The organism is Peribacillus sp. NPDC097675 (genome assembly GCF_050277655.1).
Classification (GTDB): domain Bacteria; phylum Bacillota; class Bacilli; order Bacillales; family DSM-1321; genus Peribacillus.
The window spans coordinates 292,883-317,409 of record NZ_JBNNSK010000002.1 but is presented as its reverse complement, the minus strand read 5'-3'; the positions used below and the strand labels follow the sequence as shown (position 1 = coordinate 317,409).

Annotated in this window: 27 protein-coding genes; all 27 read left to right on the top strand. The window is 39.8% G+C overall.

The annotated features are described in order from the left end of the window. Nucleotides 1–88 precede the first annotated feature (88 nt). The 27 genes from topA to fliQ all read left to right on the top strand — a co-directional run bounded on the left by topA (nucleotide 89) and on the right by fliQ (nucleotide 24,527). Nucleotides 89–2,164 (top strand): type I DNA topoisomerase, encoded by a 2,076-nt coding sequence (gene topA / locus ACQKL5_RS04780; RefSeq protein WP_427606869.1) that lies wholly within the window; start codon nucleotides 89–91, stop codon nucleotides 2,162–2,164. Nucleotides 2,165–2,556: 392 nt separating this feature from the next. Beyond that, entirely contained in the window at nucleotides 2,557–3,879 is a 1,323-nt protein-coding gene (gene trmFO / locus ACQKL5_RS04775) for an FADH(2)-oxidizing methylenetetrahydrofolate--tRNA-(uracil(54)-C(5))-methyltransferase TrmFO (RefSeq protein WP_427606868.1), read from the top strand. 60 nt (nucleotides 3,880–3,939) lie between these two features. Further along, a complete protein-coding gene (xerC, locus tag ACQKL5_RS04770) occupies nucleotides 3,940–4,842 on the top strand; it encodes a tyrosine recombinase XerC (RefSeq protein ID WP_427606867.1) in 903 nt (300 codons plus the stop codon). 20 nt (nucleotides 4,843–4,862) lie between these two features. Continuing rightward, on the top strand, nucleotides 4,863–5,390 hold the full coding sequence (hslV, locus tag ACQKL5_RS04765) for an HslVU peptidase proteolytic subunit (protein WP_427606866.1): 528 nt from the start codon (nucleotides 4,863–4,865) through the stop codon (nucleotides 5,388–5,390). Between the two features lie 13 nt (nucleotides 5,391–5,403). Further along, a complete protein-coding gene (hslU, locus tag ACQKL5_RS04760) occupies nucleotides 5,404–6,813 on the top strand; it encodes an HslU--HslV peptidase ATPase subunit (protein WP_427606865.1) in 1,410 nt (469 codons plus the stop codon). 107 nt (nucleotides 6,814–6,920) lie between these two features. After that, nucleotides 6,921–7,700 (top strand): GTP-sensing pleiotropic transcriptional regulator CodY, encoded by a 780-nt coding sequence (gene codY, locus ACQKL5_RS04755; protein WP_427606864.1) that lies wholly within the window; start codon nucleotides 6,921–6,923, stop codon nucleotides 7,698–7,700. A 1,076-nt stretch (nucleotides 7,701–8,776) separates the two neighbouring features. Then, on the top strand, nucleotides 8,777–9,172 hold the full coding sequence (gene flgB / locus ACQKL5_RS04750) for a flagellar basal body rod protein FlgB (RefSeq protein ID WP_427606863.1): 396 nt from the start codon (nucleotides 8,777–8,779) through the stop codon (nucleotides 9,170–9,172). Continuing rightward, nucleotides 9,172–9,630, top strand: coding sequence for a flagellar basal body rod protein FlgC (flgC, locus tag ACQKL5_RS04745; protein WP_427606862.1), 459 nt, complete (start codon nucleotides 9,172–9,174; stop codon nucleotides 9,628–9,630). The genes flgB and flgC overlap by 1 nt, the downstream gene beginning before the upstream one ends. A 22-nt stretch (nucleotides 9,631–9,652) precedes the next feature. Continuing rightward, a complete protein-coding gene (gene fliE, locus ACQKL5_RS04740; RefSeq protein ID WP_427606861.1) occupies nucleotides 9,653–9,961 on the top strand; it encodes a flagellar hook-basal body complex protein FliE in 309 nt (102 codons plus the stop codon). 94 nt (nucleotides 9,962–10,055) lie between these two features. Then, on the top strand, nucleotides 10,056–11,657 hold the full coding sequence (fliF, locus tag ACQKL5_RS04735) for a flagellar basal-body MS-ring/collar protein FliF (RefSeq protein ID WP_427606860.1): 1,602 nt from the start codon (nucleotides 10,056–10,058) through the stop codon (nucleotides 11,655–11,657). Nucleotides 11,658–11,669: 12 nt separating this feature from the next. Then, complete coding sequence (fliG, locus tag ACQKL5_RS04730) at nucleotides 11,670–12,689, top strand: flagellar motor switch protein FliG (RefSeq protein ID WP_427606859.1); 1,020 nt, start codon at nucleotides 11,670–11,672, stop codon at nucleotides 12,687–12,689. After that, nucleotides 12,682–13,443: a flagellar assembly protein FliH gene (fliH, locus tag ACQKL5_RS04725; RefSeq protein ID WP_427606858.1), complete on the top strand. Its 762-nt coding sequence runs from the start codon at nucleotides 12,682–12,684 to the stop codon at nucleotides 13,441–13,443. The genes fliG and fliH overlap by 8 nt, the downstream gene beginning before the upstream one ends. 2 nt (nucleotides 13,444–13,445) lie before the next feature. Continuing rightward, on the top strand, nucleotides 13,446–14,765 hold the full coding sequence (fliI, locus tag ACQKL5_RS04720) for a flagellar protein export ATPase FliI (RefSeq protein WP_427606857.1): 1,320 nt from the start codon (nucleotides 13,446–13,448) through the stop codon (nucleotides 14,763–14,765). A gap of 2 nt (nucleotides 14,766–14,767) precedes the next feature. After that, nucleotides 14,768–15,211, top strand: a complete 444-nt coding sequence (fliJ, locus tag ACQKL5_RS04715) for a flagellar export protein FliJ (RefSeq protein WP_427606856.1) — start codon at nucleotides 14,768–14,770, stop codon at nucleotides 15,209–15,211. Nucleotides 15,212–15,219: 8 nt separating this feature from the next. Beyond that, complete coding sequence (locus tag ACQKL5_RS04710; protein WP_427606855.1) at nucleotides 15,220–15,837, top strand: MotE family protein; 618 nt, start codon at nucleotides 15,220–15,222, stop codon at nucleotides 15,835–15,837. A gap of 27 nt (nucleotides 15,838–15,864) precedes the next feature. After that, a complete protein-coding gene (locus ACQKL5_RS04705; protein ID WP_427606854.1) occupies nucleotides 15,865–17,250 on the top strand; it encodes a flagellar hook-length control protein FliK in 1,386 nt (461 codons plus the stop codon). Nucleotides 17,251–17,258: 8 nt separating this feature from the next. After that, nucleotides 17,259–17,894, top strand: a complete 636-nt coding sequence (flgD, locus tag ACQKL5_RS04700) for a flagellar hook assembly protein FlgD (protein WP_427606853.1) — start codon at nucleotides 17,259–17,261, stop codon at nucleotides 17,892–17,894. 11 nt (nucleotides 17,895–17,905) lie between these two features. Continuing rightward, complete coding sequence (locus tag ACQKL5_RS04695) at nucleotides 17,906–18,289, top strand: TIGR02530 family flagellar biosynthesis protein (protein ID WP_427606852.1); 384 nt, start codon at nucleotides 17,906–17,908, stop codon at nucleotides 18,287–18,289. Nucleotides 18,290–18,366: 77 nt separating this feature from the next. Next, on the top strand, nucleotides 18,367–19,551 hold the full coding sequence (locus ACQKL5_RS04690) for a flagellar hook protein FlgE (RefSeq protein WP_427606851.1): 1,185 nt from the start codon (nucleotides 18,367–18,369) through the stop codon (nucleotides 19,549–19,551). A 50-nt stretch (nucleotides 19,552–19,601) separates the two neighbouring features. Continuing rightward, nucleotides 19,602–19,817: a flagellar FlbD family protein gene (locus tag ACQKL5_RS04685; RefSeq protein ID WP_427606992.1), complete on the top strand. Its 216-nt coding sequence runs from the start codon at nucleotides 19,602–19,604 to the stop codon at nucleotides 19,815–19,817. Further along, nucleotides 19,814–20,242, top strand: coding sequence for a flagellar basal body-associated protein FliL (gene fliL, locus ACQKL5_RS04680; protein ID WP_427606850.1), 429 nt, complete (start codon nucleotides 19,814–19,816; stop codon nucleotides 20,240–20,242). Before ACQKL5_RS04685 ends, fliL begins: the two co-directional genes overlap by 4 nt. Nucleotides 20,243–20,295: 53 nt before the next feature. Then, nucleotides 20,296–21,294, top strand: a complete 999-nt coding sequence (gene fliM / locus ACQKL5_RS04675) for a flagellar motor switch protein FliM (protein WP_427606849.1) — start codon at nucleotides 20,296–20,298, stop codon at nucleotides 21,292–21,294. Further along, complete coding sequence (fliY, locus tag ACQKL5_RS04670; RefSeq protein ID WP_427606848.1) at nucleotides 21,284–22,507, top strand: flagellar motor switch phosphatase FliY; 1,224 nt, start codon at nucleotides 21,284–21,286, stop codon at nucleotides 22,505–22,507. Before fliM ends, fliY begins: the two co-directional genes overlap by 11 nt. A gap of 17 nt (nucleotides 22,508–22,524) precedes the next feature. Then, nucleotides 22,525–22,887, top strand: a complete 363-nt coding sequence (locus tag ACQKL5_RS04665) for a response regulator (RefSeq protein ID WP_063231856.1) — start codon at nucleotides 22,525–22,527, stop codon at nucleotides 22,885–22,887. Between the two features lie 19 nt (nucleotides 22,888–22,906). Further along, a complete protein-coding gene (locus ACQKL5_RS04660) occupies nucleotides 22,907–23,581 on the top strand; it encodes a flagellar biosynthetic protein FliO (protein WP_427606847.1) in 675 nt (224 codons plus the stop codon). Beyond that, nucleotides 23,578–24,243 (top strand): flagellar type III secretion system pore protein FliP, encoded by a 666-nt coding sequence (gene fliP / locus ACQKL5_RS04655; protein ID WP_427606846.1) that lies wholly within the window; start codon nucleotides 23,578–23,580, stop codon nucleotides 24,241–24,243. Before ACQKL5_RS04660 ends, fliP begins: the two co-directional genes overlap by 4 nt. Nucleotides 24,244–24,257: 14 nt before the next feature. Continuing rightward, a complete protein-coding gene (fliQ, locus tag ACQKL5_RS04650; protein ID WP_402967920.1) occupies nucleotides 24,258–24,527 on the top strand; it encodes a flagellar biosynthesis protein FliQ in 270 nt (89 codons plus the stop codon).

Below are 24,527 nucleotides of genomic sequence, written 5' to 3'. Positions count from 1 at the left end.
TTTGAAAAACAAAGAGGTGTTGACAAATGATTTTTGAATGATTAATAATAGTGAAGATTTATATTACCTCTTGAGGAGGATTTATTGGATGTCAGATTACTTAGTGATTGTGGAATCGCCCGCAAAGGCAAAAACGATAGAGCGATACTTAGGAAAGAAATATAAAGTTAAAGCTTCCATGGGACATGTACGCGACCTACCTAAAAGTCAAACGGGTGTCGATGTTGAACATGGCTATGAACCTAAATATATAACTATCCGAGGCAAAGGCCCGGTTTTAAAAGAACTGAAAACAGCAGCAAAAAAAGCGAAGAAAATCTATCTCGCAGCTGACCCCGACAGAGAAGGTGAAGCGATTGCCTGGCATTTAGCGCATAGCCTCGATGTCGACATTAATTCGGATTGCCGCGTCGTATTCAATGAGATTACGAAGGAAGCAATCAAAGAATCATTTAAATCACCAAGACCGATTAATATGAAATTGGTGGATGCACAGCAGGCGAGAAGGATATTGGATCGTTTGGTCGGATACAATATTTCCCCTCTTTTGTGGAAGAAAGTCAAAAAAGGATTGAGTGCCGGACGGGTTCAATCAGTTGCTGTCCGAATGATCATCGATCGTGAGAAAGAGATCAAAGACTTCGTTCCTGAAGAGTATTGGACAATCAAGGCTGATTTTGTAAAAGGAAAAGAACAGTTTGAAGGTTCTTTTTTCAGCCTGGCAGGTGAACGGACTGAGTTGAAAAACGAAGAAGACGTGAAGAAGGTCCTGGATTCCTTGAGCGGTGGTGAATTTACAATCGGTACCGTGACGAAAAAGGAAAGAAGACGTAATCCAGCTGCACCATTCACAACTTCTTCCCTACAACAGGAAGCTGCACGTAAACTGAATTTCAGGGCCAAGAAAACGATGATGCTCGCGCAGCAGCTTTACGAAGGAATTGAGCTAGGAAAAGAAGGAACAGTCGGTCTGATTACTTATATGAGAACGGATTCAACCCGGATTTCCGATGTGGCTAAACTTGAGGCTCAAACATTCATCTCAAAAAGTTACGGTGAAGATTACGTCCAGATTGAACAGCGCAAAGAGAAAAAGCAGACAAATGCCCAGGATGCCCATGAAGCTGTTAGGCCGACTAGCACCTTGCGGGAACCAAGTTTAGTGAAAGAATTTTTATCGAGAGACCAATTCCGTTTATATAAATTAATTTGGGAACGTTTCGTTTCAAGCCAAATGTCTTCTGCAGTCATGGATACAATGAGTATCGACTTGCATAATGGCGATGTGATATTCAGGGCAAATGGATCAAAAGTTAAATTTCCAGGTTTCATGAAGGTATATGTTGAAGGAACGGATGATTCGGTGGAGGAAAAGGAGAATACCCTTCCTGATGTGAAAAAAGGCGATCAATTCTTTTCAAAAGATGTTGAGCCTAAGCAGCATTTTACGCAACCACCACCACGCTATACGGAGGCACGCCTCGTCAAAACTCTAGAAGAATTAGGTATAGGTCGGCCATCCACATATGCCCCTACTCTAGATACTATACAAAAAAGGGGTTATGTTACGCTTGATAACAAACGTTTTATCCCGACCGAACTTGGTGAAATAGTCCTTGAGCTAATTCGAGAATTCTTCCCGTATATCCTGGATGCCGAATTCACAGCCAAGATGGAACAGGAATTTGATGGTGTTGAGGCTGGAAGTGTCGAATGGGCTAATGTTATTGATGATTTCTACAAAGATTTTGCTGTAGATTTGGCCAAGGCTGAAGCCGAGATGGAAAAAATTGAAATTAAAGATGAACCTGCTGGAGAAGATTGTGAAGAATGCGGTCATGGAATGGTCTTCAAAATGGGGAGATACGGAAAATTCATGGCATGCAGCAATTTCCCAGACTGTCGTAACACGAAGCCAATCGTCAAAGAGATTGGCGTGAAATGTCCAAAATGTAAAGAAGGAAACATCATTGAGCGGAAAAGTAAAAAACGCCGCCTGTTTTATGGATGTGATACGTACCCAGGGTGTGACTTTATTTCATGGGATAAGCCATTACCAAGAAGCTGTCCGAAATGTGAAGGAACGCTTGTTGAGAAAAAACTCAAAAAAGGCGTACAAGTACAATGTATGGACTGTGATTTCAAAGAAGTACCTCAAGCTTAAGGGAAGGTGGGCGATTATGCTCACCTTTTTCATGTTCTATTTACTATGTAAGAAGCGAGTTTCTTCATATTTAGTTAGGTATGATATCATGATAAATGAGAAGATTTAATTCACAGAATATATTGGTAAAGTCATGAAACTTTTTTATTTCGGTCAAGTGTTGTAAAATTCAGTGGACAAGTGTATTCATTTAAAGTTATAATTCCTCTTTGTGTCCACTAGCTTTTTTAAAAGAGTCTAACTTTATGGATCTATACAAGGAAACATGAACTTACAGAATGGTCATCAGCAGGAATGAACAATACGGGGTATACATATAAGCACATCGTTAAAATGAAAATTTTATAAAAATATTTTTAATGATAAATCTTCCTGTTTTATCATATCTATACATGGAGGTTCGAAACATGAAAGAAGCAAAAGTAAGTGTAATTGGTGCTGGGCTAGCAGGCAGTGAAGCAGCTTGGCAATTAGCTAAAAGAGGAATAAAAGTTGATTTGTACGAAATGCGTCCGGTTAAGCAAACGCCTGCACACCATACCGATAAATTCGCTGAACTTGTTTGTTCCAATTCACTTCGGGCAAATACGTTAACAAATGCTGTAGGTGTTTTAAAAGAAGAAATGCGTATATTGGATTCTGTAATTATATCCGCAGCAGACGCTTGTGCTGTTCCTGCTGGTGGAGCATTAGCCGTCGATCGACATGAATTTGCGAGTCTTGTAACGGATAGGGTGAAAAACCATCCGAATGTGACAGTCATCAATGAAGAAGTGACAGAAATTCCAGAAGGTCCGACAATTATCGCTACAGGCCCATTAACAAGCCAAGCTTTATCAGACAGCCTAAAGCAAATAATGGAAGAAGAATATTTGTATTTCTATGATGCGGCAGCTCCAATTCTTGAAAAAGAAAGCATCAATATGGATAAAGTTTATTTGAAGTCCCGTTATGACAAAGGGGAAGCGGCTTACCTGAATTGTCCAATGACCGAAGAAGAATTTGATCGTTTTTATGAAGCATTGATTTCTGCAGAAACGGTTCCGCTTAAGGAATTCGAAAAAGAAATCTTTTTTGAAGGATGTATGCCTATAGAAGTGATGGCATCACGTGGGAAGAAGACGATGTTATTCGGACCATTGAAGCCAGTTGGTTTGGAAGATCCAAAAACAGGAAAACGACCATTTGCTGTAGTCCAATTACGTCAAGATGATGCAGCAGGAACGCTATATAACATTGTTGGTTTTCAGACGCATCTAAAATGGGGCCCTCAAAAAGAGGTACTTCAACTGATTCCGGGATTGGAAAATGCCGAAATTGTGCGTTATGGCGTCATGCACCGCAATACGTTCATAAACTCGCCTAATGTGCTAAAGCCAACATATCAATTCAAAAACCGAGATGACTTATTCTTTGCAGGTCAGATGACGGGTGTAGAGGGGTATGTAGAGTCTGCCGCTTCAGGTTTGGTTGCCGGTATCAATGCAGCGAGAATGGTTCAAGAGATGGAGCCAATCGTTTTTCCTGCTGAAACCACAATGGGCAGCATGGCACGGTATATCACGTCAACTAACGGGAAGAGCTTTCAACCCATGAATGCCAACTTCGGTCTCCTTCCAGATTTGGGAGTTAGAATCAAGTCGAAAAAGGAACGATATGAGGCACATGCTAATCGCGCTTTAGACACAATTCAGAACTTTGTGAAAAGTTTGTAAAATTATTTGCCTGCTGTTTTAAAGTATGATACTATTTATAAGCCTTTGCGAGGTGTTTCTATGATCAATCAAAATAAGGCGTTATCTTCTTTCATTGAATATCTACAAATAGAAAAAAATAGTTCACACTACACGATTGAAAATTACAAGCGGGATATTCATGAATTTTTCTTATTCCTGAACGAACAACGGATTGCCGATGTCGCGTCAGTCGAATATATAGATGTCCGGTTATATTTGACGAATTTATATGAGAAAAAACTTTCCAAGCGTACTGTGGCAAGAAAAACATCTTGTTTGCGGAGTTTTTATAAATTTCTATTAAGGGAAGCAGAAGTCAAGGATAATCCCTTTTCTCTTGCATCTTTACCTAAAAAGGAGCAAAGATTGCCTCGCTTTCTTTATGAGGAAGAAGTCAATCAGCTTTTTTCTTCTTTAAAAAAAGATACCCCGATTGGAATAAGAAATGTTGCACTGCTGGAATTACTGTATGCTACAGGCATTCGCGTAAGTGAGTGCTGTGAAATCAAAATGCAGGATATCGATCTCTCTCTTGGAACCGTACTGATTCATGGAAAAGGGAAAAAAGATCGATATGTTCCGGTGGGGAGTTATGCTCAGGAAGCGATAGATTTATACATACGTACAGCCAGGATGGAAATGACATCGTCTGACGCTAAGACGCATGCTTATTTATTTGTTAACTTTCGCGGAGAACCTCTTACACCAAGGGGAGTCCGTTATATATTAAATGAATTGATTAAAAAATCGGCCGCTGATGGAGATCTGCACCCACATATGCTGAGGCATTCATTTGCCACTCATCTCTTAAATAATGGGGCAGATATACGTACGGTTCAGGAACTGCTTGGACATTCAAAAATTTCATCTACGCAAGTGTATACGCATGTAACAAAGGACCAATTAAAAAAAGTCTACAATGCATCACATCCGCGAGCTTAAAAGTTGAAAGGAGACACTTTATGACTACGATATTTGCAGTGCATCATAAAGGTGAATGTGCCATGTCCGGTGATGGGCAGGTTACTTTAGGGAATTCAGTAGTGATGAAACATACGGCAAGAAAAGTGAGGAAAATCTTTAATGGTAATGTCCTGGCAGGGTTTGCAGGGTCCGTTGCGGATGCCTTCACTCTTTTTGAAATGTTCGAAGCAAAGCTAGAGGAGTACAATGGGAATCTCCAACGTGCTGCAGTTGAAATGGCAAAGCAATGGCGGAGTGATAATGTGCTAAGAAAGCTGGAAGCGATGCTAATCGTCATGAATAAAAAAGACTTGCTTCTCGTTTCCGGTACAGGTGAAGTCATCGAGCCGGACGACGGAATTCTGGCCATAGGTTCAGGTGGGAATTATGCACTGGCTGCCGGAAGGGCTTTAAAGCGTTTTTCTAGCGAAAACTTAACGGCAAAGGATATCGCCCAATCATCTTTACAAATTGCAGCGGAAATTTGTGTATTTACAAATACGAATATAATCGTGGAAGAGTTGTAAGGAGGAGCGCACTATGTCAAAAAAAACTAATTTAACACCGAGGCAAATTGTTGAGAAACTGGATCAATATATTGTAGGACAGAGTGAGGCCAAACGAGCAGTAGCAGTAGCATTGCGAAATAGGTACCGCCGTTCTTTATTATCAGAACAACTTCGCGATGAAGTCGTTCCGAAAAACATATTAATGATTGGACCGACGGGTGTTGGGAAAACAGAAATTGCTCGGAGAATGGCTAAATTGGTTGGTGCTCCTTTTGTGAAAGTAGAAGCAACGAAATTTACGGAAGTTGGTTATGTTGGCCGCGATGTAGAATCGATGGTGCGTGATTTGGTGGAAACTTCCGTCCGCCTCGTAAAGGAAGAAAAGATGGTAAGTGTCAGAGAACGGGCAGAGGAAAATGCTAATCGCCGTTTAATTGATTTACTGGTACCATCCAATAAAAAACAGAGTAATTTTAAAAATCCTCTCGAAGCGTTTTTCGGAGGTGGGACCAATCAGTCTGACCAGGATTCGAATGATAATTCCGAGGATTTAAGCCTGCAGCAAAAAAGAAAGCTTGTGGCGAGTCAATTGGCTAAGGGCGAGTTAGAGAATGAAATGATCACGGTTGAAGTGGAAGAGCAGGCGGCATCCATGTTTGACATGCTACAAGGTTCGGGAATGGAACAAATGGGGATGAATATGCAGGACGCATTGGGAAGCTTGATGCCCAAGAAAAATAAAAAGCGTAAATTGAAAGTAAGCGAAGCAAGAGTGGTCTTGACCAATGAGGAAGCTGCTAAATTGATTGACATGGATGAAGTGACATCGGACGCTGTATATGGTGCCGAGCAAAACGGCATTATCTTCATCGATGAAATTGATAAGATTGCTAGCAAGCAGTCTGGAAGCTCTTCAGCGGATGTTTCAAGAGAAGGTGTACAGCGGGATATCTTGCCAATTGTTGAAGGGTCGACAGTTGTCACAAAATATGGTTCAGTTAAAACCGATCATGTACTCTTCATTGCTGCAGGTGCTTTCCATACGGCTAAACCATCAGATCTTATTCCTGAACTGCAGGGACGCTTTCCAATCCGTGTAGAATTAAACAAATTGACCGTCGAAGACTTTGTGAAAATTTTACACGAGCCGGATAATGCACTTTTAAAACAATACGTAGCATTATTAGAAACAGAAGGTATAGAAATTGAATTTTCTGACGAAGCTGTTAGTAAGATAGCGGAAGTGGCTTTCGAGGTAAACCAAAACACAGATAATATTGGGGCAAGGCGTCTTCATACAATCCTTGAGCGTCTTCTGGAGGACTTATCTTTTGAAGCCCCTGACATTACAATGGAAAAGATCACGATCACGCCTCAATATGTGGAAGATAAGCTGGGCTCTATAGCCCGTAATAAAGACTTAAGCCAGTTTATCCTATAGAATGAACCAACGGCAAGAATCATTGCCTAAGCAAACAACATCAAATTACGGAAATACAACTTCATAGTCAATTGTGAACCATGGTATTTTTAGGAGGAACAAGTCAGATGAATTTATTAGCAAAAACAAGAAAAATTAATGCAATGCTCCAAAAAGCAGCAGGTAAAGCAGTTAATTTTAAAGAAATGGCAGAAAGTTTAAGCGAAGTTATCGAAGCAAATGTATTCGTCGTTAGCCGTCGTGGAAAATTACTTGGAATCGCAGTAAGTCAACAAATTGAAAACGAACGTATGTATAAAATGTTAGAAGATAAGCAATTTCCTGAAGTATATACAAAGAACTTATTCAACATTCAAGAAACATCTTCTAACCTTGATATTGAAAGCGAATATACAGCTTTCCCTATTGAGAATAAAGAGCTGTTTTCAAATGGTTTAACAACTATTGTCCCAATCATGGGTGGAGGGGAACGTTTAGGAACATTGATTCTTGCTCGTTTACAAGATAAGTTCCATGATGATGACCTAATCCTTGCTGAATATGGTGCTACAGTGGTTGGAATGGAAATCCTACGTGAAAAATCAGAAGAGATCGAAGAAGAAGCACGTAGTAAAGCGGTCGTACAAATGGCCATTTCTTCACTATCATACAGTGAATTAGAAGCTATTGAACACATTTTTGAAGAGCTTAAAGGGAACGAAGGGTTGCTTGTCGCTTCGAAAATTGCCGATCGTGTCGGTATCACACGTTCAGTTATCGTAAACGCGCTTAGAAAATTAGAAAGTGCAGGAGTTATTGAATCACGTTCTTTAGGTATGAAAGGCACGTACATCAAAGTGTTGAACGATAAATTCCTTAATGAATTAGAAAAACTTAAAAATAGCTAAAAATCTCTAAAAGATAAGGTTATTACAGACAAAAAGGGTACGGAATTTAATTCCGTACCCTTTTTGTCTGTCGATTTGTCTCATGAATGAATATTTCCGCACTCCATCTCTATGAACTTTGTTAAGGAAGGTGAACAGCATAAAGTCCACATCTTATCCCAATAGAAATCATGCTTTGCTGTAATGGTCGTAGGAACGTATAATACTCTACTTTTTTATTAGCACTTTATTTTGACTAATGTAGGCGTATTGTTCTATGTAGATCCAAAAGAAGTATTCATGAGCAGGAAAAATGCTTACCAAGGAAACTACGTTTAGAATCCTAGTTTATAAACCAAATGTAGTAGTAACAAGAACATATAGGCAGGGTAAAAAGAGAAAAAAATTACCATTCAGGGTAATTTGAATCAATTTTTGATAGGTGAAATGAGGATAAAGAAGTGTTTATTCAAAATTCAGTTAACTTATCCTTATATAGGGTAATTATACTGTTATAACTATCTGGATAGTAAATAAAAGATATATTTCTAAAAAATAGAATGAAGTTTATGGGAAATTGATACAATATATCCATTGATATAATTTGGAATTTTTAAGAGTATTATTATGGAGAAAGAAGTCGAATTTAAGGGATATATTATAAAATTTCTGAAAAATAGATAAATATTGAATATAGAAATATGGCAAAGTTTGAAAAAGAGAATCATGAAAACTCTTTGAAATAAGGTGTAAAACTACGTACTGTTAAAAATTACCTTGAATTTTTTGTAGATAATTAGTTCTAAAGTATCAGGTACATTAGTTTGTTATTCTGTATGATAAGCATGTGATATTCAGAAAAAAATGGATAAATTAATAAAAAAATGTAATACCACGTCACAAATGACTAGTAATTTAGTTAACAACCATCTAAATATGAGCAAAATGTGACATTATTCGACTATAATAGGTCTAAAGTCTATATATTGAATGTAGACATCGTTCTTATGTTTCTTTAAAATTAAGGATATTAGACAATGGGTTTATTTATCACATAAGTTATTATTTTCATGGGGGAGAAAGAGGGGAGCGATAACGTGGAATTATTTTCAAATACTTTTCAGTCACTGGAAAACGCTCTGAATTATTCTAGTATGAAACAAAAGGTTACTTCGCAAAATATAGCAAATTCAGATACGCCAAATTACAAAGCGAAAGATGTCTCCAAGACAAAGTCCTTTCACTCAGAACTTGATACAGCCATCCAATCATATCGTACTGACGAAAGGCATTTTAGCTTTAAATCAGGCGGAAAGTCGACTTCCTCCATTGTTACGCAGCAAAATGTGAATTATAACAGTAACGGTAACAGTGTGGATATAGATAAAGAGATGACGGACCTGGCTACGAATCAAATTTATTATAATGCTGTAACCGATAGACTTTCAGGTAAATTCCAGTCGTTGGAATCTGTCATAAGGGGTGGTAAGTAATGGGGATTTTTCAAAGTATTAATACGACGGGTTCAGCTTTAACTGCCCAGAGGCTTCGAATGGATGTTATTTCTGCTAATATGGCCAATGCCGATACGACTAGAGCAGAGTTCGATGCGGATACGGGGGAATGGAAGCCTTATTCAAGGAAATCAGTTGTTTTGCAAAATAAGGAAGGCAGCTTTGCAAGTTTTCTAGATGCAGCGACCGGGAAAACGAGCGGCACGGGTGACGGGGTAAAAGTATCTGGAATCGTGAAAGATCAAACTCCTTTTGAGTTGGATTACAATCCAGATCATCCAGATGCGAATGAAGAGGGTTACGTAGAGATGCCAAACGTGGATCCTCTTAGAGAAATGGTAGATTTAATGAGTGCCACTAGGTCATATGAAGCTAATGTCACTGTCTTAAACGCATCAAAAGGAATGATGATGAAAGCATTGGAAATCGGTAAATAATATTTGAATGGAGTGTGCATTTATGGAGGGGATTTCTCTTTCGAGTGTGACTAATACAGGGAACGTATGGAAAAGTGAACAAAGTAAGACAAGTACACCATACGAAGCACAGCAAGATTTTGCGTCCGTATTAAAAGAATCTATGAATAAAGTTAATGAAGCCCAGGTAGAATCGGACAACCTCACATCGAAGTTAGCCAATGGAGAAGATGTTGAGCTTCATACAGTGATGATTGCTTCGAAAAAAGCCAGTCTTACGATGCAGGCTACATTAGAGGTTCGGAATAAAGTGGTCGAAGCCTACCAGGAAATGATGAGAATGAGTATTTAACATTCATTTTAAAACCTCATATATAGAGAGAAAAAGTGGCTAGGAGGATAAAGTGCCTCCTTTCATAAATTCATAGACTGACCGGGGGATTTAAATGAATGATGCACTAGTGAATTTTAAAAATAAAATAACTGGTTATTGGAGTACACGAACTAAAAAGCAAAAAACAATCATGATTGGTTCAACGGCACTAGTCATCATTATCATCATGGTTGTCTCATTTTTAACATCCCGAACTACACTAGTTCCCTTATATTCAAACCTGAAACCATCTGAAACGGGAAGCATTAAAGAGAATTTAGACAGTCAGGGAATAAAAAATGAAATTGCGGACAACGGAACCACAATCAAAGTTCCACAAGAAAGTGTCGATACGCTAAAAGTGAAACTAGCTGCGGATGGAATACCGGAGTCTGGTAGTATTGATTACTCATTCTTTAGTCAGAATGCAAAAATGGGAATGACTGAAAATCAATTTAATGTTATTAAATTGGATACGATGCAAACGGAATTATCCAATTTAATAAAGAAAATCGATGGGGTTGAGGATGCAAGCGTCATGATCACGCTTCCTGACAAAGGGGTCTTTGTCAGTGAATCAGCCGGTGAGGCTTCCGCTTCCATCGTTTTGAATACGAAACCGAACTATAAATTTGAAGAGAGTCAAGTTAACTCCCTTTACCATCTTGTCTCAAAGAGTGTTCCCAACCTTCCTACAGATAATATCGTCATCATGAACCAAGATTTTGAGTATTATGACCTAAAAAAGGAAAAATCATCATTTGGTTCCGCTTTTGAATCTCAAAATGAGATAAAAAAAGAAATTGAACGCGATATACAACGACAAGTGCAGAACATGCTAGGGACAATAATGGGCAGAGATAAAGTGGCTGTTTCCGTTACGACAGATATTGATTTCACTCAAGAAAATCGTGAAGAAAATTTGGTAGAACCCGTCGATGAAGAAAATATGGCGGGAATCGAAATTTCAGCCCAAAGAATCAATGAAACATATAGCGGGGACGCGGCTGCAAATGGGGGTATTCCACAAAGTGAGGACTCAGCAGATTCGTTAGGTTCCAGTTATGTTGAAGGCACCACAGGTTCGGGTGATTATGAAAAATCAGATGAAACAATAAATAGTGAAGTGAACCGAATCAAGAAGGAAATTGTCGAAAGTCCATATAAAGTAAAGGATCTAGGAATTCAAGTCATGGTAGAGCCGCCTACTGCCGACGATCCAAACTCTTTATCTCAACAGAGCGTGGATGATATCACACAAATCTTAAGCACAATTATAAGAACGACCATTGATAAAAAAACGGAGGGAGAAGAGCTAACGGACGATGAATTAAATCAGAAGATTGCGATATCCGTTCAACCGTTTAATGGAAAAGTGAAGCTTTCAGAAGAAGAGGCTGCTTCTGCCTTACCAATATGGGTTTACATTATTGGGGGAGTATTGTTACTAATCATAATCATTCTATTAGTGTTATTCTTCCGTTCAAGACGTCAACGGGATTTGGAAGAGGAATATTACGAGGAAGTGGAAGAAGAGCTAGAATTAGAAGTTCCGAATCTTAACAATGAGAAAGATACGGAAGCCACTTTAAAAAGGAAGCAACTCGAGAAATTGGCTAAAGAAAAGCCGGATGAATTTGCAAAACTATTAAGAAGCTGGATAGCAGAAGATTAGGAGGCCATAAACGTGACAGATAGAAAGAAAAAGGGTGGATTGACAGGTAAGCAAAAAGCAGCGATCCTCCTTATTTCCTTAGGCCCGGATGTTTCTGCATCTGTATATAAGCATCTTTCAGAAGAAGAAATTGAGAGGCTGACTCTTGAGATTTCAGGGGTACGAAGCGTTGATACACACGACAAGGAAGAGATTTTAGAAGAATTCCACAATATTGCTTTAGCGCAAGATTATATTTCACAAGGTGGAATAGGATACGCGAAACAGGTTCTAGAAAAGGCTTTAGGGACTGATCAGGCTGCTGCCATTATCAACCGTTTAACATCGTCCTTGCAAGTTCGTCCTTTCGACTTTGCTCGTAAAGCAGATCCGGGCCAAATTTTAAACTTTATTCAAAATGAGCATCCTCAAACGATTGCACTGATTTTATCCTATCTAGATCCGACTCAGGCAGGCCAAATTTTGTCTGAACTGCCGCAAGAAGTACAGGCAGATATTGCAAGAAGGATCGCTTTAATGGATAGCACTTCGCCAGAAATCATTAATGAAGTGGAACAGATTTTAGAAAGAAAGCTATCAGCAACCGTTACGCAGGACTATACACAAACGGGTGGAGTCGAAGCTGTTGTGGATGTATTGAATGGTGTGGATCGTGCAACGGAAAGAACCATCTTGGATGCACTTGAGATACAAGATCCTGAACTTGCAGAAGAAATCAAGAAAAGGATGTTTGTCTTTGAAGATATCGTTACTCTTGATGGTAGAGCCATTCAACGCGTGGTTCGGGAATCTGATAATGAAGATCTTAAACTTGCACTTAAAGTGGCAAGTGAAGAAGTGAAAGATATCGTATTCCGTAATATGTCTAAACGAATGGTCGAAACCTTCCAGGAAGAAATGGAATATATGGGACCTGTTCGACTACGTGACGTAGAAGAAGCACAATCAAGAATCGTTGCTGTAATTCGCCGCCTTGAAGAAACTGGTGAGATTGTAATCGCCCGCGGCGGAGGGGATGATATTATTGTCTAGAATTATAAAGTCCCATCAGGCAAAGCAAGAAGAAAGCAAGAAAATTGCGATTAAAATCCGCCAGTTCGACATTCACGACACAGAAAATGATGACGGGCAAATCAACAACCATTACCAGCCTGATGAATCTCTTTATCAAACCAAACAAGAAGCGGATGCCATATTAATAGAAGCAAAGCGACAAGCTGAAGCGATGGTCGAAGAAATTCAACAAGCAAGGGATTATTGGGAGCAACAAGAAAAAAAACTGTACATCGAACAAGCGCAAAAAGAGGGGTACCAGCAGGGAATTGAAGATGGGATTCAAAAAGGTTATAACGAAATTGCAGGGGATATCGCTTTCGCAAAAGAAGTGATTGAGGCATCCAAAAATGATTATCAGCAACATCTTGAATCTTCGGAATCGGTCATTCTTGATTTAGCCTTAACAGTGGCAAAAAAAATCATTGGACTTCAATTGGAAAATGAGGAAGAAACTTTCTTGTCTCTCGTTAAGGGGGCAATTAAAGAGGCCAGGGATTACCGGGAAGTACAGATTCACATTCACCCGGCACGATACCCATCCATTCTTTCCCATAAGGAAGAACTGATTTCAATCTTTCCAAAAGATACGGAATTATATATCTATCCTGATGATGAATTGGAAGAAAGTAGCTGTATCATAGAATCGGAGAATGGAAGAATCGATGCAAGCGTCGATAGCCAACTACAAGAGATAAAGGTGAAACTAACCGAATTGCTGGAAGGGGAATAAAAATGAAAGCGAGAGACCTCATACCCTTTATTGATGAAGTCGATACATTTAAACATTATGGACGAGTCAAGCGTGTCGTAGGGTTAATGATAGAATCTCAAGGACCTGAAAGTTCTGTAGGCGACGTCTGTTATATCTATACTGGTGTTCGAAAAAAGAAAAAACCGATATTGGCTGAAGTCGTCGGTTTTCGCGACGAAATGGTCATTTTAATGCCCTTTACAGCTGTAAGTGATATTGCACCAGGGTGCATTGTCGAAGGAAGTGGGCGTAGCCTTGAAATAAAAGTTGGAAGCGGATTGATTGGCAAGGTTGTCGATCCACTCGGATATCCCATCGACCAATCTCTGCTTCCAAAGGGACTGGCTACCGTACCAGTCGATCAAGATCCTCCAAATCCCATGGAACGGCCGCCCATTGACGAACCAATTGATGTGGGCGTCAGGGTGATTGATAGTTTACTAACAGTTGGGAAAGGACAGCGTGTCGGCATTTTTGCCGGGAGTGGTGTAGGAAAAAGTACCTTGCTCGGTATGGTTGCTAGGAATACGACAGCTGACTTAAATGTGATTGGGCTTGTGGGAGAACGTGGCCGAGAGGTTCGGGAATTTATTGAGAAAGATCTCGGCCCAGAAGGATTAGCTCGTTCCATCGTTGTGGTTGCAACTTCCGATCAACCAGCTTTGATGCGGATTAAAGGAGCGATGACAGCTACTGCCATTGCAGAATATTTCCGTGACAAAGGGTTGAATGTCATGTTGATGATGGACTCTGTTACCAGGGTGGCGATGGCTCAACGAGAAATCGGACTGGCTGTAGGTGAGCCCCCTACGACAAAAGGATATACGCCATCGGTATTTGCGATCCTACCAAGACTATTAGAAAGAACAGGAACGAATCAGCAAGGTTCTATCACCGCCTTTTATACGGTCCTTGTGGATGGGGACGATATGAATGAGCCGATTGCCGACGCAGTACGGGGAATCTTGGATGGACATTTCATCTTAGACCGGAGTTTAGCCAATAAAGGACAGTTTCCCGCACTCAATGTACTAAAGAGCATCAGCCGTGTCATGAATAACATCGTTGGGGAAAGACATAAAAAGTCGGCGGAAGAATTACGGGCGAACTTATCAACCTATATGGAGTCGGAAGATTTAATCAATATAGGAGCTTATAAAAGAGGTTCTTCGAAGGAAATAGATAATTCCATAAAGCGCTACCCGGAAATCATTTCATTTTTGAAGCAGGGTACCCATGAAAAGGCGCCTAAAGACCGGAGTATAGGAAGCCTCGTAGATTTGATGGAAAGAGGTGAGTAGCTATGATTTATCAATATAAATTCGAAAAGATCCTTACTATAAAAGAAAAAGAAAAAAGTGATGCCCTGGCTAAATACAATGCTGCTCTTAAAACGTTCGAAGAAGTGGCCGGTAAATTATATAAATATTTAAAGAAAAAAGAGGATTTGCTTGCATTTCAACAGGAAAAGCTTAGAAACGGTTTGTCCATTCAAGAAATTCGGCACCATCAATTGTTTATGGACAACCTCGAAAAGCTCATAAGCATTAGCCAGGAGGAAGTCATTGAAGCTCGATATAAAATGAATGTACTGCAAGATGTATTGATGGAGAGAAATATTGAGGTCAAGAAGTACGAGAAAATGAAAGAAAATGATTTTCTTAAATTCTTGGATATCATGAAGGAAGCCGAGAATAAACAAATGGATGAAGTATCTATCAGGCAATTTTTAAGCAAAGGGCGTTAGGTGATAGAATGCGTAAAAAAGGTGAACCGACTGAAATGGATGAATTTGAAGAAAATAAAATAAGTAAATTTCAATGGTTTCTTGTCATCTTTATTCCTTTAATTTTTGCGGTAACTGTGGCGTTGATCGTTTTCACTGTTGCTGGCGTTAATGTCATGGGAAAAGCTAAGGAAATTTCCGGGAAAATTCCTTTCACTGAACTATTTCAAAAAGATGATGAAAAAGAAAAACCATCGCAAGAGATCGGTAAGGATTCGAAAAGATTGGCAAAATTAGAAACTGAAATAAAGAGTAAGGAAAAAGAGATAGAGAAGCTTGAAACCATAATTGATACCCGTGACAAGGCTGTCGAAAAGGCTGAAGTAGAAAAACAACAGCTACAAACACAATTGAATCAGCTAAAAGAAAGCCAGGATGAAAGTAAACGGGCATTCAAGGATATTATCCGCACATATGAAACGATGGCTCCCAAAAAATCAGCGCCAATCATTACAGCGATGAATGATGAAGATGCCGTGAAAATCTTGGCAAGTATGAAAGCTGATACATTAGCGAAGGTATTGGAGCAGATGTCTACGGCAGATGCTGCCAGGTTAACGAAGAAACTAACAGAACAAAGTACGTAAGACAGATGAAAGGGGGTGATTTCAAAAGTGAATTCAGCCATTAATTCAATGCTAGCGTTGACATCGGTTACTCCAAAATTACAAACCAATCAAAGCCAAGGGACAAATGCCCAATTCGGATCCGCTCTTCAATCGGCTTTAACTTTGGAAACAAATTCATCCAAGGTTATGGATGCAGAATCACTTACTCTTTCCGATGAGAAACTCTCCACTCTTAAGGATTTGGTGGATTTCTTGAAGCAAACCAGCTTAAGTGATTTGGAAGAAGGAGTAGCGGAGGAAGATTCGTTAATAAATGATTCGTCAAGTTCAGGAGCATTACTTTTACAGTTATTGAAAGGTCTTACCAGTGATGACGAAACAGGTCTTGAGGGATTTTTTAATAGTATCGAAGAACTCGATTTAGAACAAGATCATGAAGAGGAGATCGCACTCGATTCTCAAAGTCTTCTCGGTGCGAATGTCATGGAACTATACACAATCCTAAAACAGGTTGCATCTTTGAACGAAGAAGAGTGGCATGAGCTCCCGTTAGATGGGACGGCAAACCTTTTAAAACTGGTGAAAATACAGGAACTTCTATCAGAGAATAAAGATATGACACAGGATGAGGCATCCCTTCAGAAGCAAGTGAAAAACGTGCTTGAAGGAATAACCGGAAAGCTTGAAAAGTGGATGTCTAATGAGCAACAGAAACAAAACGGGGACCTTGATTTTTCAGTTCTTATGGACAAAGGACAGAATAAATCTCTCGAAACGGTGAGAAATGCATTTTCTAGAATGGAAGAGGCTGATAAAAAAGGTTTGGGGTTACCATTTCAAATTGTAAAGCCAGCTCAGTTTAAGTTCACTCTCAGTAATGATGGACAGGCGGATGGACCCGCGATTCTAAATACAGAGGGCAATACCGATTTTAATCCAAATGTTCCCGGTCAAATGAGTAAAATAGAGCAATTAGTTTTGACAGCTTCCAAAGGTGGACAGACTGTCAGTCAAGAAGAATTCGTCAAGCAATTTGAATCTATCTTGAACAAATCTAATTTCTCCGGAGCTAATGGTGTCAACAAGCTATTAATCAGATTGAATCCTGAACATCTAGGGTCGCTCAGAATAGAGTTGATTCAAAAAGATGGCATGATGACAGCGAGGATCTTGGCCACTACAGCACAAGCAAAGGATATGCTGGACAATCAGGTTCAAGGCTTAAAGCACGCTTTTAGCGTTCAGAACATCCAAATTGAAAAAATTGAAATAGCACAAACCTTAAACTCTTTCAACTCAGAGAAATTCAACCAGAAAGAGTCAGAGGGTCAAAGTAGACAGCAACAAGAAAGTAAGCAAGAAAGCAATGAAGAATCGGATAGTGAATTTACAGGTACTTTTGCGGAAGCTCTGTTAAATATGGAAGTGTAGGTGAAGAAATGACAACCATTGACACATCATTAATGTTATCAAACTATCAAACCGAAACAAGAAAAACGGGTGACGCATTAGGGAAAGATGATTTCCTGAAACTATTGCTTACCCAGTTGCAAAACCAAGATCCTTCAAGCCCGATGGACAACTCAGAGTTTATTGCTCAAATGGCCACTTTTTCATCATTAGAACAGATGGTGAATATCGGGACCAAAATGGACCAATTGATAGGAGCCAATCAACAAACTAGCTTGATGAATTATAACTCCTTTGTTGGTAAAGAAGTGACTTGGCATAAACTCGATGAGGGCGATGAAAACCTTGCTATTGAGGAAGGGACAGGAATTGTGGATTCTATTCAATTTAAGGGAGACAAAGTTTATTTCCTTTTAGAAGATGGAACGAAACTAGAACCGGCGAATATTTCAGCCATGAAGCAGACTGGAACAGGATCAAACAGCCTGACGACGGCAAGCGAACTGATTGGTAAGAAGGTCAGTTGGAATGATGAAACAAACGGGGAACAGTCGGCCATCGTCACTTCAGTATCGATGAATAATGGTAAGTTGCAAATCGAAGTGAATGATGAAACCGGCACAAAATTAACTAGAGAGCAATTGATCAAAATAGCTGGCGCTTAAGGAGCGGACGAATGAATAAACTAGGCTTTCAAGTGAATTCCGCTCAAGCGACACCACTGATGAAATCACCCTTGAGACAAAGGCAAGCGACCCAGCAAGGATTTCAACAGCATTTTCAAACAGCTGTAACGACCGTCGAGAAAATGACAATCAGTAAACATGCCCAAATGCGGATAGATCAAAGAAAAATAGAAATAAACCCGCAAATGTGGAGCCGAATTGCCGATAAAGCAAATGAGGCCAAAAAAATGGGGGTGACCGAGTCGCTCATCATCACAGATAATGCGGCGCTCGTGGTCAGCACAAAAAATAACAAAGTCATTACAGTCATGGACCGAGATGAAGCAACGTCTCAAATTTTCACGAACATCAATGGAACCATATTGTTGGATTAATGGGCCGGCCCTAGTATAGGAAGCCTTGACTGTGGAATGACAGAAGCAGTCGCTAAAATGAAAGGGGAACGTTTAATATGCTTCGTTCAATGTACTCAGGAATCAGTGGGTTGAAAAACTTACAAACGAAATTAGATGTCATCGGGAATAATGTCGCCAATGTAAATACGTATGGTTTTAAGAAAAGCCGGGTTACTTTCAGTGATACGATGAACCAAACAATATCCGGAGCTAGTGCGGCAACAGAAAATAGGGGCGGAACCAACTCTAAACAAGTTGGTTTAGGTTCAACCATCGCGACAATAGACACGATCCATAGTCAATCAAGCTTGCAAACTACTGGACGTGATCTTGACTTGGCTGTTTCTGGTGATGGTTATTTCGTCGTCAAGCAAGGAGATGCCTTATCATATACACGTGCCGGAAACTTCTATTTAGATGACAATGGTACGCTCGTAAACTCAAGCGGGTCAAAAGTACAAGCTTACAAAGTTGATGCAAATGGAAAATTATCGAAAACTATCAATGATGTGGCAGTAAATGTAAATGCAGTTTTACCAGCTATTTCCACGACTAAAGTGACTGTTAGTGAAAATCTGGCTGCAGATGCTATTATTGGTTCTGTATTTAGTCAGCAGATAAAAGTCATTGATGCCAATGGAGAAGAACAAGCAAAAACTGTTTATTTCAAGAAGTCAGGAACAGATACTTGGCAGGCTTACTTTGATTTGGATCCAACTGATAATAATACTGTCCCTCCATTCACTACTCTTACTTTTAATGCAGGAGTTGGTACATTAAACAATTCAACTTCTAATTCAACTAATAGCTTGAATTTTGATTTCACATCACTCACTCAAGTTAAAGGAACAACTACCGCCCTCGTTAATCCGGATGGTAATAAAGAAGGGAAACTAGAAAGCTTTAACTTTGGAGCATCAGGTGAAATTAACGGGATATACTCAAATGGGAAAATCGTAACATTAGGTCAGTTAGCCATTGCAAAGTTCTCGAATGCTTCTGGTTTAACTAAATCAGGAGGTAGCACATTCCAAGAGTCGATTAACTCAGGAACCGCGAACATTGGTGTAGCTGGGGATGGCCGCGGAACGCTTGCATCCGGGTCACTGGAAATGTCCAATGTCGATTTATCCGAAGAGTTCACGGAGATGATTGTTGCTCAGCGTGGTTTCCAATCTAATTCACGTATCATCACCACGTCTGATGAAATTCTGCAAGAACTGGTTAACTTAAAACGATAGGTTAAGGGAGGGAGGAGCCAGGTGCTGATTTGCTCTGGCTCCTACATATTATTATTAAAGTCACGAGGCTGAATGGCAAAAACTTTCATATCAATGCATTGTACATAGATACGGTCGAGTCGTTGCCGGATACGACCATCACTTTTACAAATGGCAAGAAAATTGTGGTGCTCGAGAAGGAAGAGGAAATGATTCAAGCCATCATTCAATTTTATCGTACGGTGAATGTTCTCGGATTTCACAAAGATGGGGAGGAAAGAGTATGAAAAAAAAGCTATTGACGATTATTCTAATTATGTTGGTGGCGATTACCCTAGTTGGCGTCATAGCGGTCGTGGTTGTTACGAAGTTATCTGAACCCGCATCTACTGAGGGCAAGCCAAGCATAGATGAGATTGTCGAATCTTCTGTTGAAATTCCTGAGATCACAACGAATCTAGCTGGCAATGATTATATTAAAATTTCATTTATGGTCCAGACAGATAATAAAAAGGCTAAGGAAGAGCTAGAAAAAAGGAACTTTCAGGTGAAAAACATCATCATTACCGAATTGTCCGAAATGAAAGCCCAGGAGTTAACAGGTAAAAAGGGCAAGGAAAAACTTCAGAATACGTTAAAAACTAAAATTAATGAATTAATGGAAGAAGGAAAAGTTGAAAAGGTTTATATAACCTCCTCGATTCTTCAATAAGAACACCCTGACTTCATTAAATTAAGAAGGGGAAGTTTTGGAGGTGAATACAAATGTCTGGGGAAATATTATCTCAAAATGAAATTGATGCATTACTCTCAGCCATTTCTACTGGAGAAATGGATGCAGACGATTTAAAGAAAGAAGAAATAGAAAAAAGGGTGAAAGTGTACGACTTCAAAAGGGCGCTTCGGTTCTCAAAAGACCAAATCAGGAGCTTAACAAGGATCCATGATAATTTTGCACGTCTCTTGACAACATATTTTTCAGCACAGCTAAGGACCTATGTTCAAATATCTGTTGCTTCGGCTGATCAAATCCCATATGAAGAGTTTATACGGTCGATACCAAAAATGACAATTTTGAATGTGTTCGAGGTCCCCCCGTTGGATGGCCGAATCATACTTGAGGTCAATCCAAATATTGCGTATTCCATGATGGATCGTGTTTTGGGTGGTAGGGGTGTCAGTGCCAATAAAGTCGATAGTCTAACGGAAATTGAAACGAAAATCATGTCGAATCTCTTTGAGAAAGCTTTTGAAAATTTACAAGAGGCATGGGAAACGATTGTCGAAATCGAACCCGTGATGACGGAATTCGAAGTGAATCCTCAATTTTTACAGCTAGTTTCACCCAATGATACAGTTGTCGTCATTTCGCTGAATACCCAAATAGGTGAAACAAGCGGGATGATCAATATATGTATACCGCACGTCGTATTAGAACCGATTATACCGAAGTTATCTGCTCACTACTGGATGGAAACTTCCCAAAAAGAAAGACTGCCTGAAGAAATCAAGGTTTTGGAAACGCGTATTAGGAATTCAGACCTGCCGATTATATCCGAGCTTGGAACCACTGATATTACCATTCAGGATTTTCTGTTACTCGATGTAGGCGATGTTATCGATTTAAATCAGGCAATCGATGAACCTTTACTAATTAAAGTTGGAGGAATTCCAAAATATAGTGGACAACCAGGCAAGATAGGTAAAAAACACGCCATCCAGATTCTTGATATTTTGAAAGGGGGAGACGAAGATGGTAAGTGATGAAATGCTTTCACAAGACGAAATAGATGCCCTCTTAAAAGGAACAGAAGATATAGAAGAAGGGGGGAGCTCAATTTCGATTGACGATTATTTATCAGCAATGGAACTGGATGCATTAGGTGAAATTGGTAATATCTCTTTCGGAAGTTCAGCTACGGCATTATCCACCTTATTGAATCAAAAGGTGGATATCACGACCCCAACCGTTACCATAATTGAAAAGGGTAAGATAGCGGAGGAGTTTCCACAGCCGTATGTGGCCATACAAGTAAGGTACACTGAGGGCTTTTCGGGAATCAATATGTTGGTCATCAAGCAAAGTGATGCAGCAATCATCGCTGATTTAATGCTTGGTGGTGATGGATTGAGTCCTTCAGATATGTTAGGGGAAATCCAATTAAGTGCAGTCCAGGAAGCGATGAATCAAATGATGGGCTCCGCTGCGACTTCCATGTCAACCATTTTCAGCAAAAAGGTTGATATTTCACCGCCAAGTGTCGATTTACTCAATTTCTTGAACGGTGAGGGCGAAGATGCAATCCCGAACGAAGATTTATTTGCAAAGATATCATTCCGTTTGCGAGTAGGTGATTTGATTGATTCAAGTATTATGCAGTTATTGCCCTTAGAGTTTGCAAAAGGATTGGTCGATGAATTATTGAATGGGGCAGGTGAAAGTGAACCTGCCGAACTACAAAAGGAAATGGAACAGGTGGCTAATAGTCAACCACAGAGTATTCCTACACAAGAGATGGCTCAATCACAGAATCCCATTTCAAATCAGCCGACCCAAGATCCATTTGGACAAGCTCCTTATCAGGAGCAACAGACGTATCAGATGCCAAATGAACCGCAGCATTTTGGCGCACCAACCGTAACCAACGGAAAACCCGTAAATGTACAACCAGCTAGTTTCACAAGTTTTCAGCCTTACCAGCTTCAAGAATCGGAAACGAAGAATCTTAGCATGCTGATGGACATTCCTCTTCAAGTAACAGTAGAGCTTGGAAGGACCAAACGTTCAGTCAAGGAAATCCTGGAATTGTCATCCGGTTCAATCATCGAATTGGATAAACTGGCCGGGGAACCTGTTGATATACTTGTAAACAGCCGGTTAATCGCCAAAGGTGAAGTTGTTGTCATTGATGAAAACTTTGGTGTTCGAGTTACAGATATTATGAGTCAGAGCGACCGATTAAAAAAAATTAGATAAATTTGGGGGAAGAAAAAATGGCAAATAGAATTTTAATTGTAGACGATGCAGCATTTATGAGAATGATGATCAAGGATATCCTTTCTAAAAATGGTTTTGAGATTGTTGGGGAAGCAGCAGACGGCGCCCAAGCCGTTGAAAAATATAAAGAAACGCACCCGGATCTTGTAACGATGGATATCACCATGCCAGAAATGGATGGGATTACTGCATTAAAGGAAATTAAAAAGGTGAACCCTCAAGCTAAGGTCATCATGTGCTCCGCAATGGGACAACAAGCAATGGTCATCGACGCAATTCAAGCGGGAGCTAAAGATTTCATTGTTAAACCTTTCCAGGCAGATCGTGTATTGGAAGCCATAAATAAAGCACTAAGCTAACTAAGAGGGTGTCTTCATATTGTTTGCTTTTAAAAAGTGGCTTCAAGTCTCACTAGTGCTCACCTTGTTTTTTGGCGGGGCCATTCAGGCCAGTGCCGAAAATCTGGATGACACAGTAAAGAATTTTTATGAGCCAGTAAATTCAAAAACGGATAAAACCGATAAATCAAAAGACTCTCAATCTAGCAATTCCCCATCTACCGATCAAGCAACAAATCCTGAAAAAGTGGGGATAACGGTTTGGGAATTCCTTAGAATGATTCTCGCTACCATATTTGTAGTTGCGCTTCTCTATATCGTATTGAGGTTTGTAGGAAAGAAAGGTAAAACGTATCAAAAAGCTAATTCGGTAGAGAATTTGGGAGGAACGAGCCTCGGGGCAAATCGATCTGTTCAACTTGTGAAGGTTGGCGGAAGAATTTTAGTTGTAGGTGTTGGCGAAAACATCCAACTGTTAAAGGAAATAGATGACCCGAAAGAATATGAACGGTTGATAGAAGATTACAATGAAAAAATGGACCAGATGATCCAACCAAGAGACCTTATGGCAAAGCTGAAAAGTAAATGGTCGAAAAAAAATGAAACCGAGACTACTAATTTTTCCTCTGAGTTCAAGAGTCAGCTCGATAAAATGTCTAAAAGCAGGAAGAAGCTGTTGAACGAGCTTGATAGGAAAGGAAGAGACAAAGAATGAATGAGTTCATGGAGTTTTTTAACAACAGTGATCCCTCTAGTGTCTCTACTTCCGTCAAGTTAGTCCTTCTTTTAACGGTTCTATCACTTGCACCGAGCATACTGATTTTAATGACATGTTTTACGAGAATCATCATTGTACTCAGTTTTGTCAGGACGGCACTAGCGACGCAGCAAATGCCGCCGAACCAGGTACTGGTCGGATTGGCCCTTTTCATGACTTTTTTCATCATGGCTCCCACTTTCCAGGAAGTGAATGAGAAAGCACTAACTCCTTTATTTAATGAAGAAATCGATTTAGAAGAGGCGTATGAACAAGCAGCGATGCCATTTAAGGAGTTTATGAGTGCTCATACGAGGCAGAAAGATCTGGCTTTATTTCTAGACTATGCCAAGGTCAAACAGCCTGAAACGATACAGGATGTCCCATTGACTGCCTTTGTACCAGCATTTGCAATCAGTGAGATTAAAACGGCTTTTCAGATAGGATTCATGATTTTCATCCCTTTTCTAGTGATTGATATGGTCGTTGCAAGTGTCCTGATGTCCATGGGGATGATGATGTTACCGCCGGTCATGATTTCCCTTCCATTCAAGATCCTTCTCTTCATTCTTGTTGATGGTTGGTATTTAGTAGTGAAGTCGTTATTACAGAGTTTTTAAGCAGGTGAGAAAAGATGAGTGCAGATTATGTTATTGATGTAGCCGAAAAAGGTATTTATATGGTGTTGATTATAGCTGGACCGCTGATGGTGATCGCTCTTGTCGTCGGTTTGTTGGTAAGTATCTTTCAGGCCACAACCCAGATTCAGGAGCAGACATTGGCCTTCGTTCCAAAAATAGTGGCAGTTCTATTGGCCCTTATTTTACTCGCTCCATGGATGCTTAGCCATCTATTATCCTATGCCAATGATATATTCGGTAATTTGAATCGATTTGTAGGTTAG

Bases quoted from the DNA above. Each gene is read 5' to 3' on its own strand.
- ACQKL5_RS04695 (WP_427606852.1), top strand. From the start codon at position 17,906: ATGAATAAACTAGGCTTTCAAGTGAATTCCGCTCAAGCGACACCACTG.
- fliI (WP_427606857.1), top strand. From the start codon at position 13,446: ATGAAAGCGAGAGACCTCATACCCTTTATTGATGAAGTCGATACATTT.
- fliQ (WP_402967920.1), top strand. From the start codon at position 24,258: ATGAGTGCAGATTATGTTATTGATGTAGCCGAAAAAGGTATTTATATG.
- flgC (WP_427606862.1), top strand. From the start codon at position 9,172: ATGGGGATTTTTCAAAGTATTAATACGACGGGTTCAGCTTTAACTGCC.
- fliP (WP_427606846.1), top strand. From the start codon at position 23,578: ATGAATGAGTTCATGGAGTTTTTTAACAACAGTGATCCCTCTAGTGTC.
- ACQKL5_RS04710 (WP_427606855.1), top strand. From the start codon at position 15,220: ATGCGTAAAAAAGGTGAACCGACTGAAATGGATGAATTTGAAGAAAAT.
- fliF (WP_427606860.1), top strand. From the start codon at position 10,056: ATGAATGATGCACTAGTGAATTTTAAAAATAAAATAACTGGTTATTGG.
- fliM (WP_427606849.1), top strand. From the start codon at position 20,296: ATGTCTGGGGAAATATTATCTCAAAATGAAATTGATGCATTACTCTCA.
- ACQKL5_RS04665 (WP_063231856.1), top strand. From the start codon at position 22,525: ATGGCAAATAGAATTTTAATTGTAGACGATGCAGCATTTATGAGAATG.
- fliE (WP_427606861.1), top strand. From the start codon at position 9,653: ATGGAGGGGATTTCTCTTTCGAGTGTGACTAATACAGGGAACGTATGG.
- fliL (WP_427606850.1), top strand. From the start codon at position 19,814: ATGAAAAAAAAGCTATTGACGATTATTCTAATTATGTTGGTGGCGATT.
- topA (WP_427606869.1), top strand. From the start codon at position 89: ATGTCAGATTACTTAGTGATTGTGGAATCGCCCGCAAAGGCAAAAACG.
- xerC (WP_427606867.1), top strand. From the start codon at position 3,940: ATGATCAATCAAAATAAGGCGTTATCTTCTTTCATTGAATATCTACAA.
- hslV (WP_427606866.1), top strand. From the start codon at position 4,863: ATGACTACGATATTTGCAGTGCATCATAAAGGTGAATGTGCCATGTCC.
- trmFO (WP_427606868.1), top strand. From the start codon at position 2,557: ATGGAGGTTCGAAACATGAAAGAAGCAAAAGTAAGTGTAATTGGTGCT.
- fliY (WP_427606848.1), top strand. From the start codon at position 21,284: ATGGTAAGTGATGAAATGCTTTCACAAGACGAAATAGATGCCCTCTTA.
- ACQKL5_RS04690 (WP_427606851.1), top strand. From the start codon at position 18,367: ATGCTTCGTTCAATGTACTCAGGAATCAGTGGGTTGAAAAACTTACAA.
- fliJ (WP_427606856.1), top strand. From the start codon at position 14,768: ATGATTTATCAATATAAATTCGAAAAGATCCTTACTATAAAAGAAAAA.
- hslU (WP_427606865.1), top strand. From the start codon at position 5,404: ATGTCAAAAAAAACTAATTTAACACCGAGGCAAATTGTTGAGAAACTG.
- flgD (WP_427606853.1), top strand. From the start codon at position 17,259: ATGACAACCATTGACACATCATTAATGTTATCAAACTATCAAACCGAA.
- codY (WP_427606864.1), top strand. From the start codon at position 6,921: ATGAATTTATTAGCAAAAACAAGAAAAATTAATGCAATGCTCCAAAAA.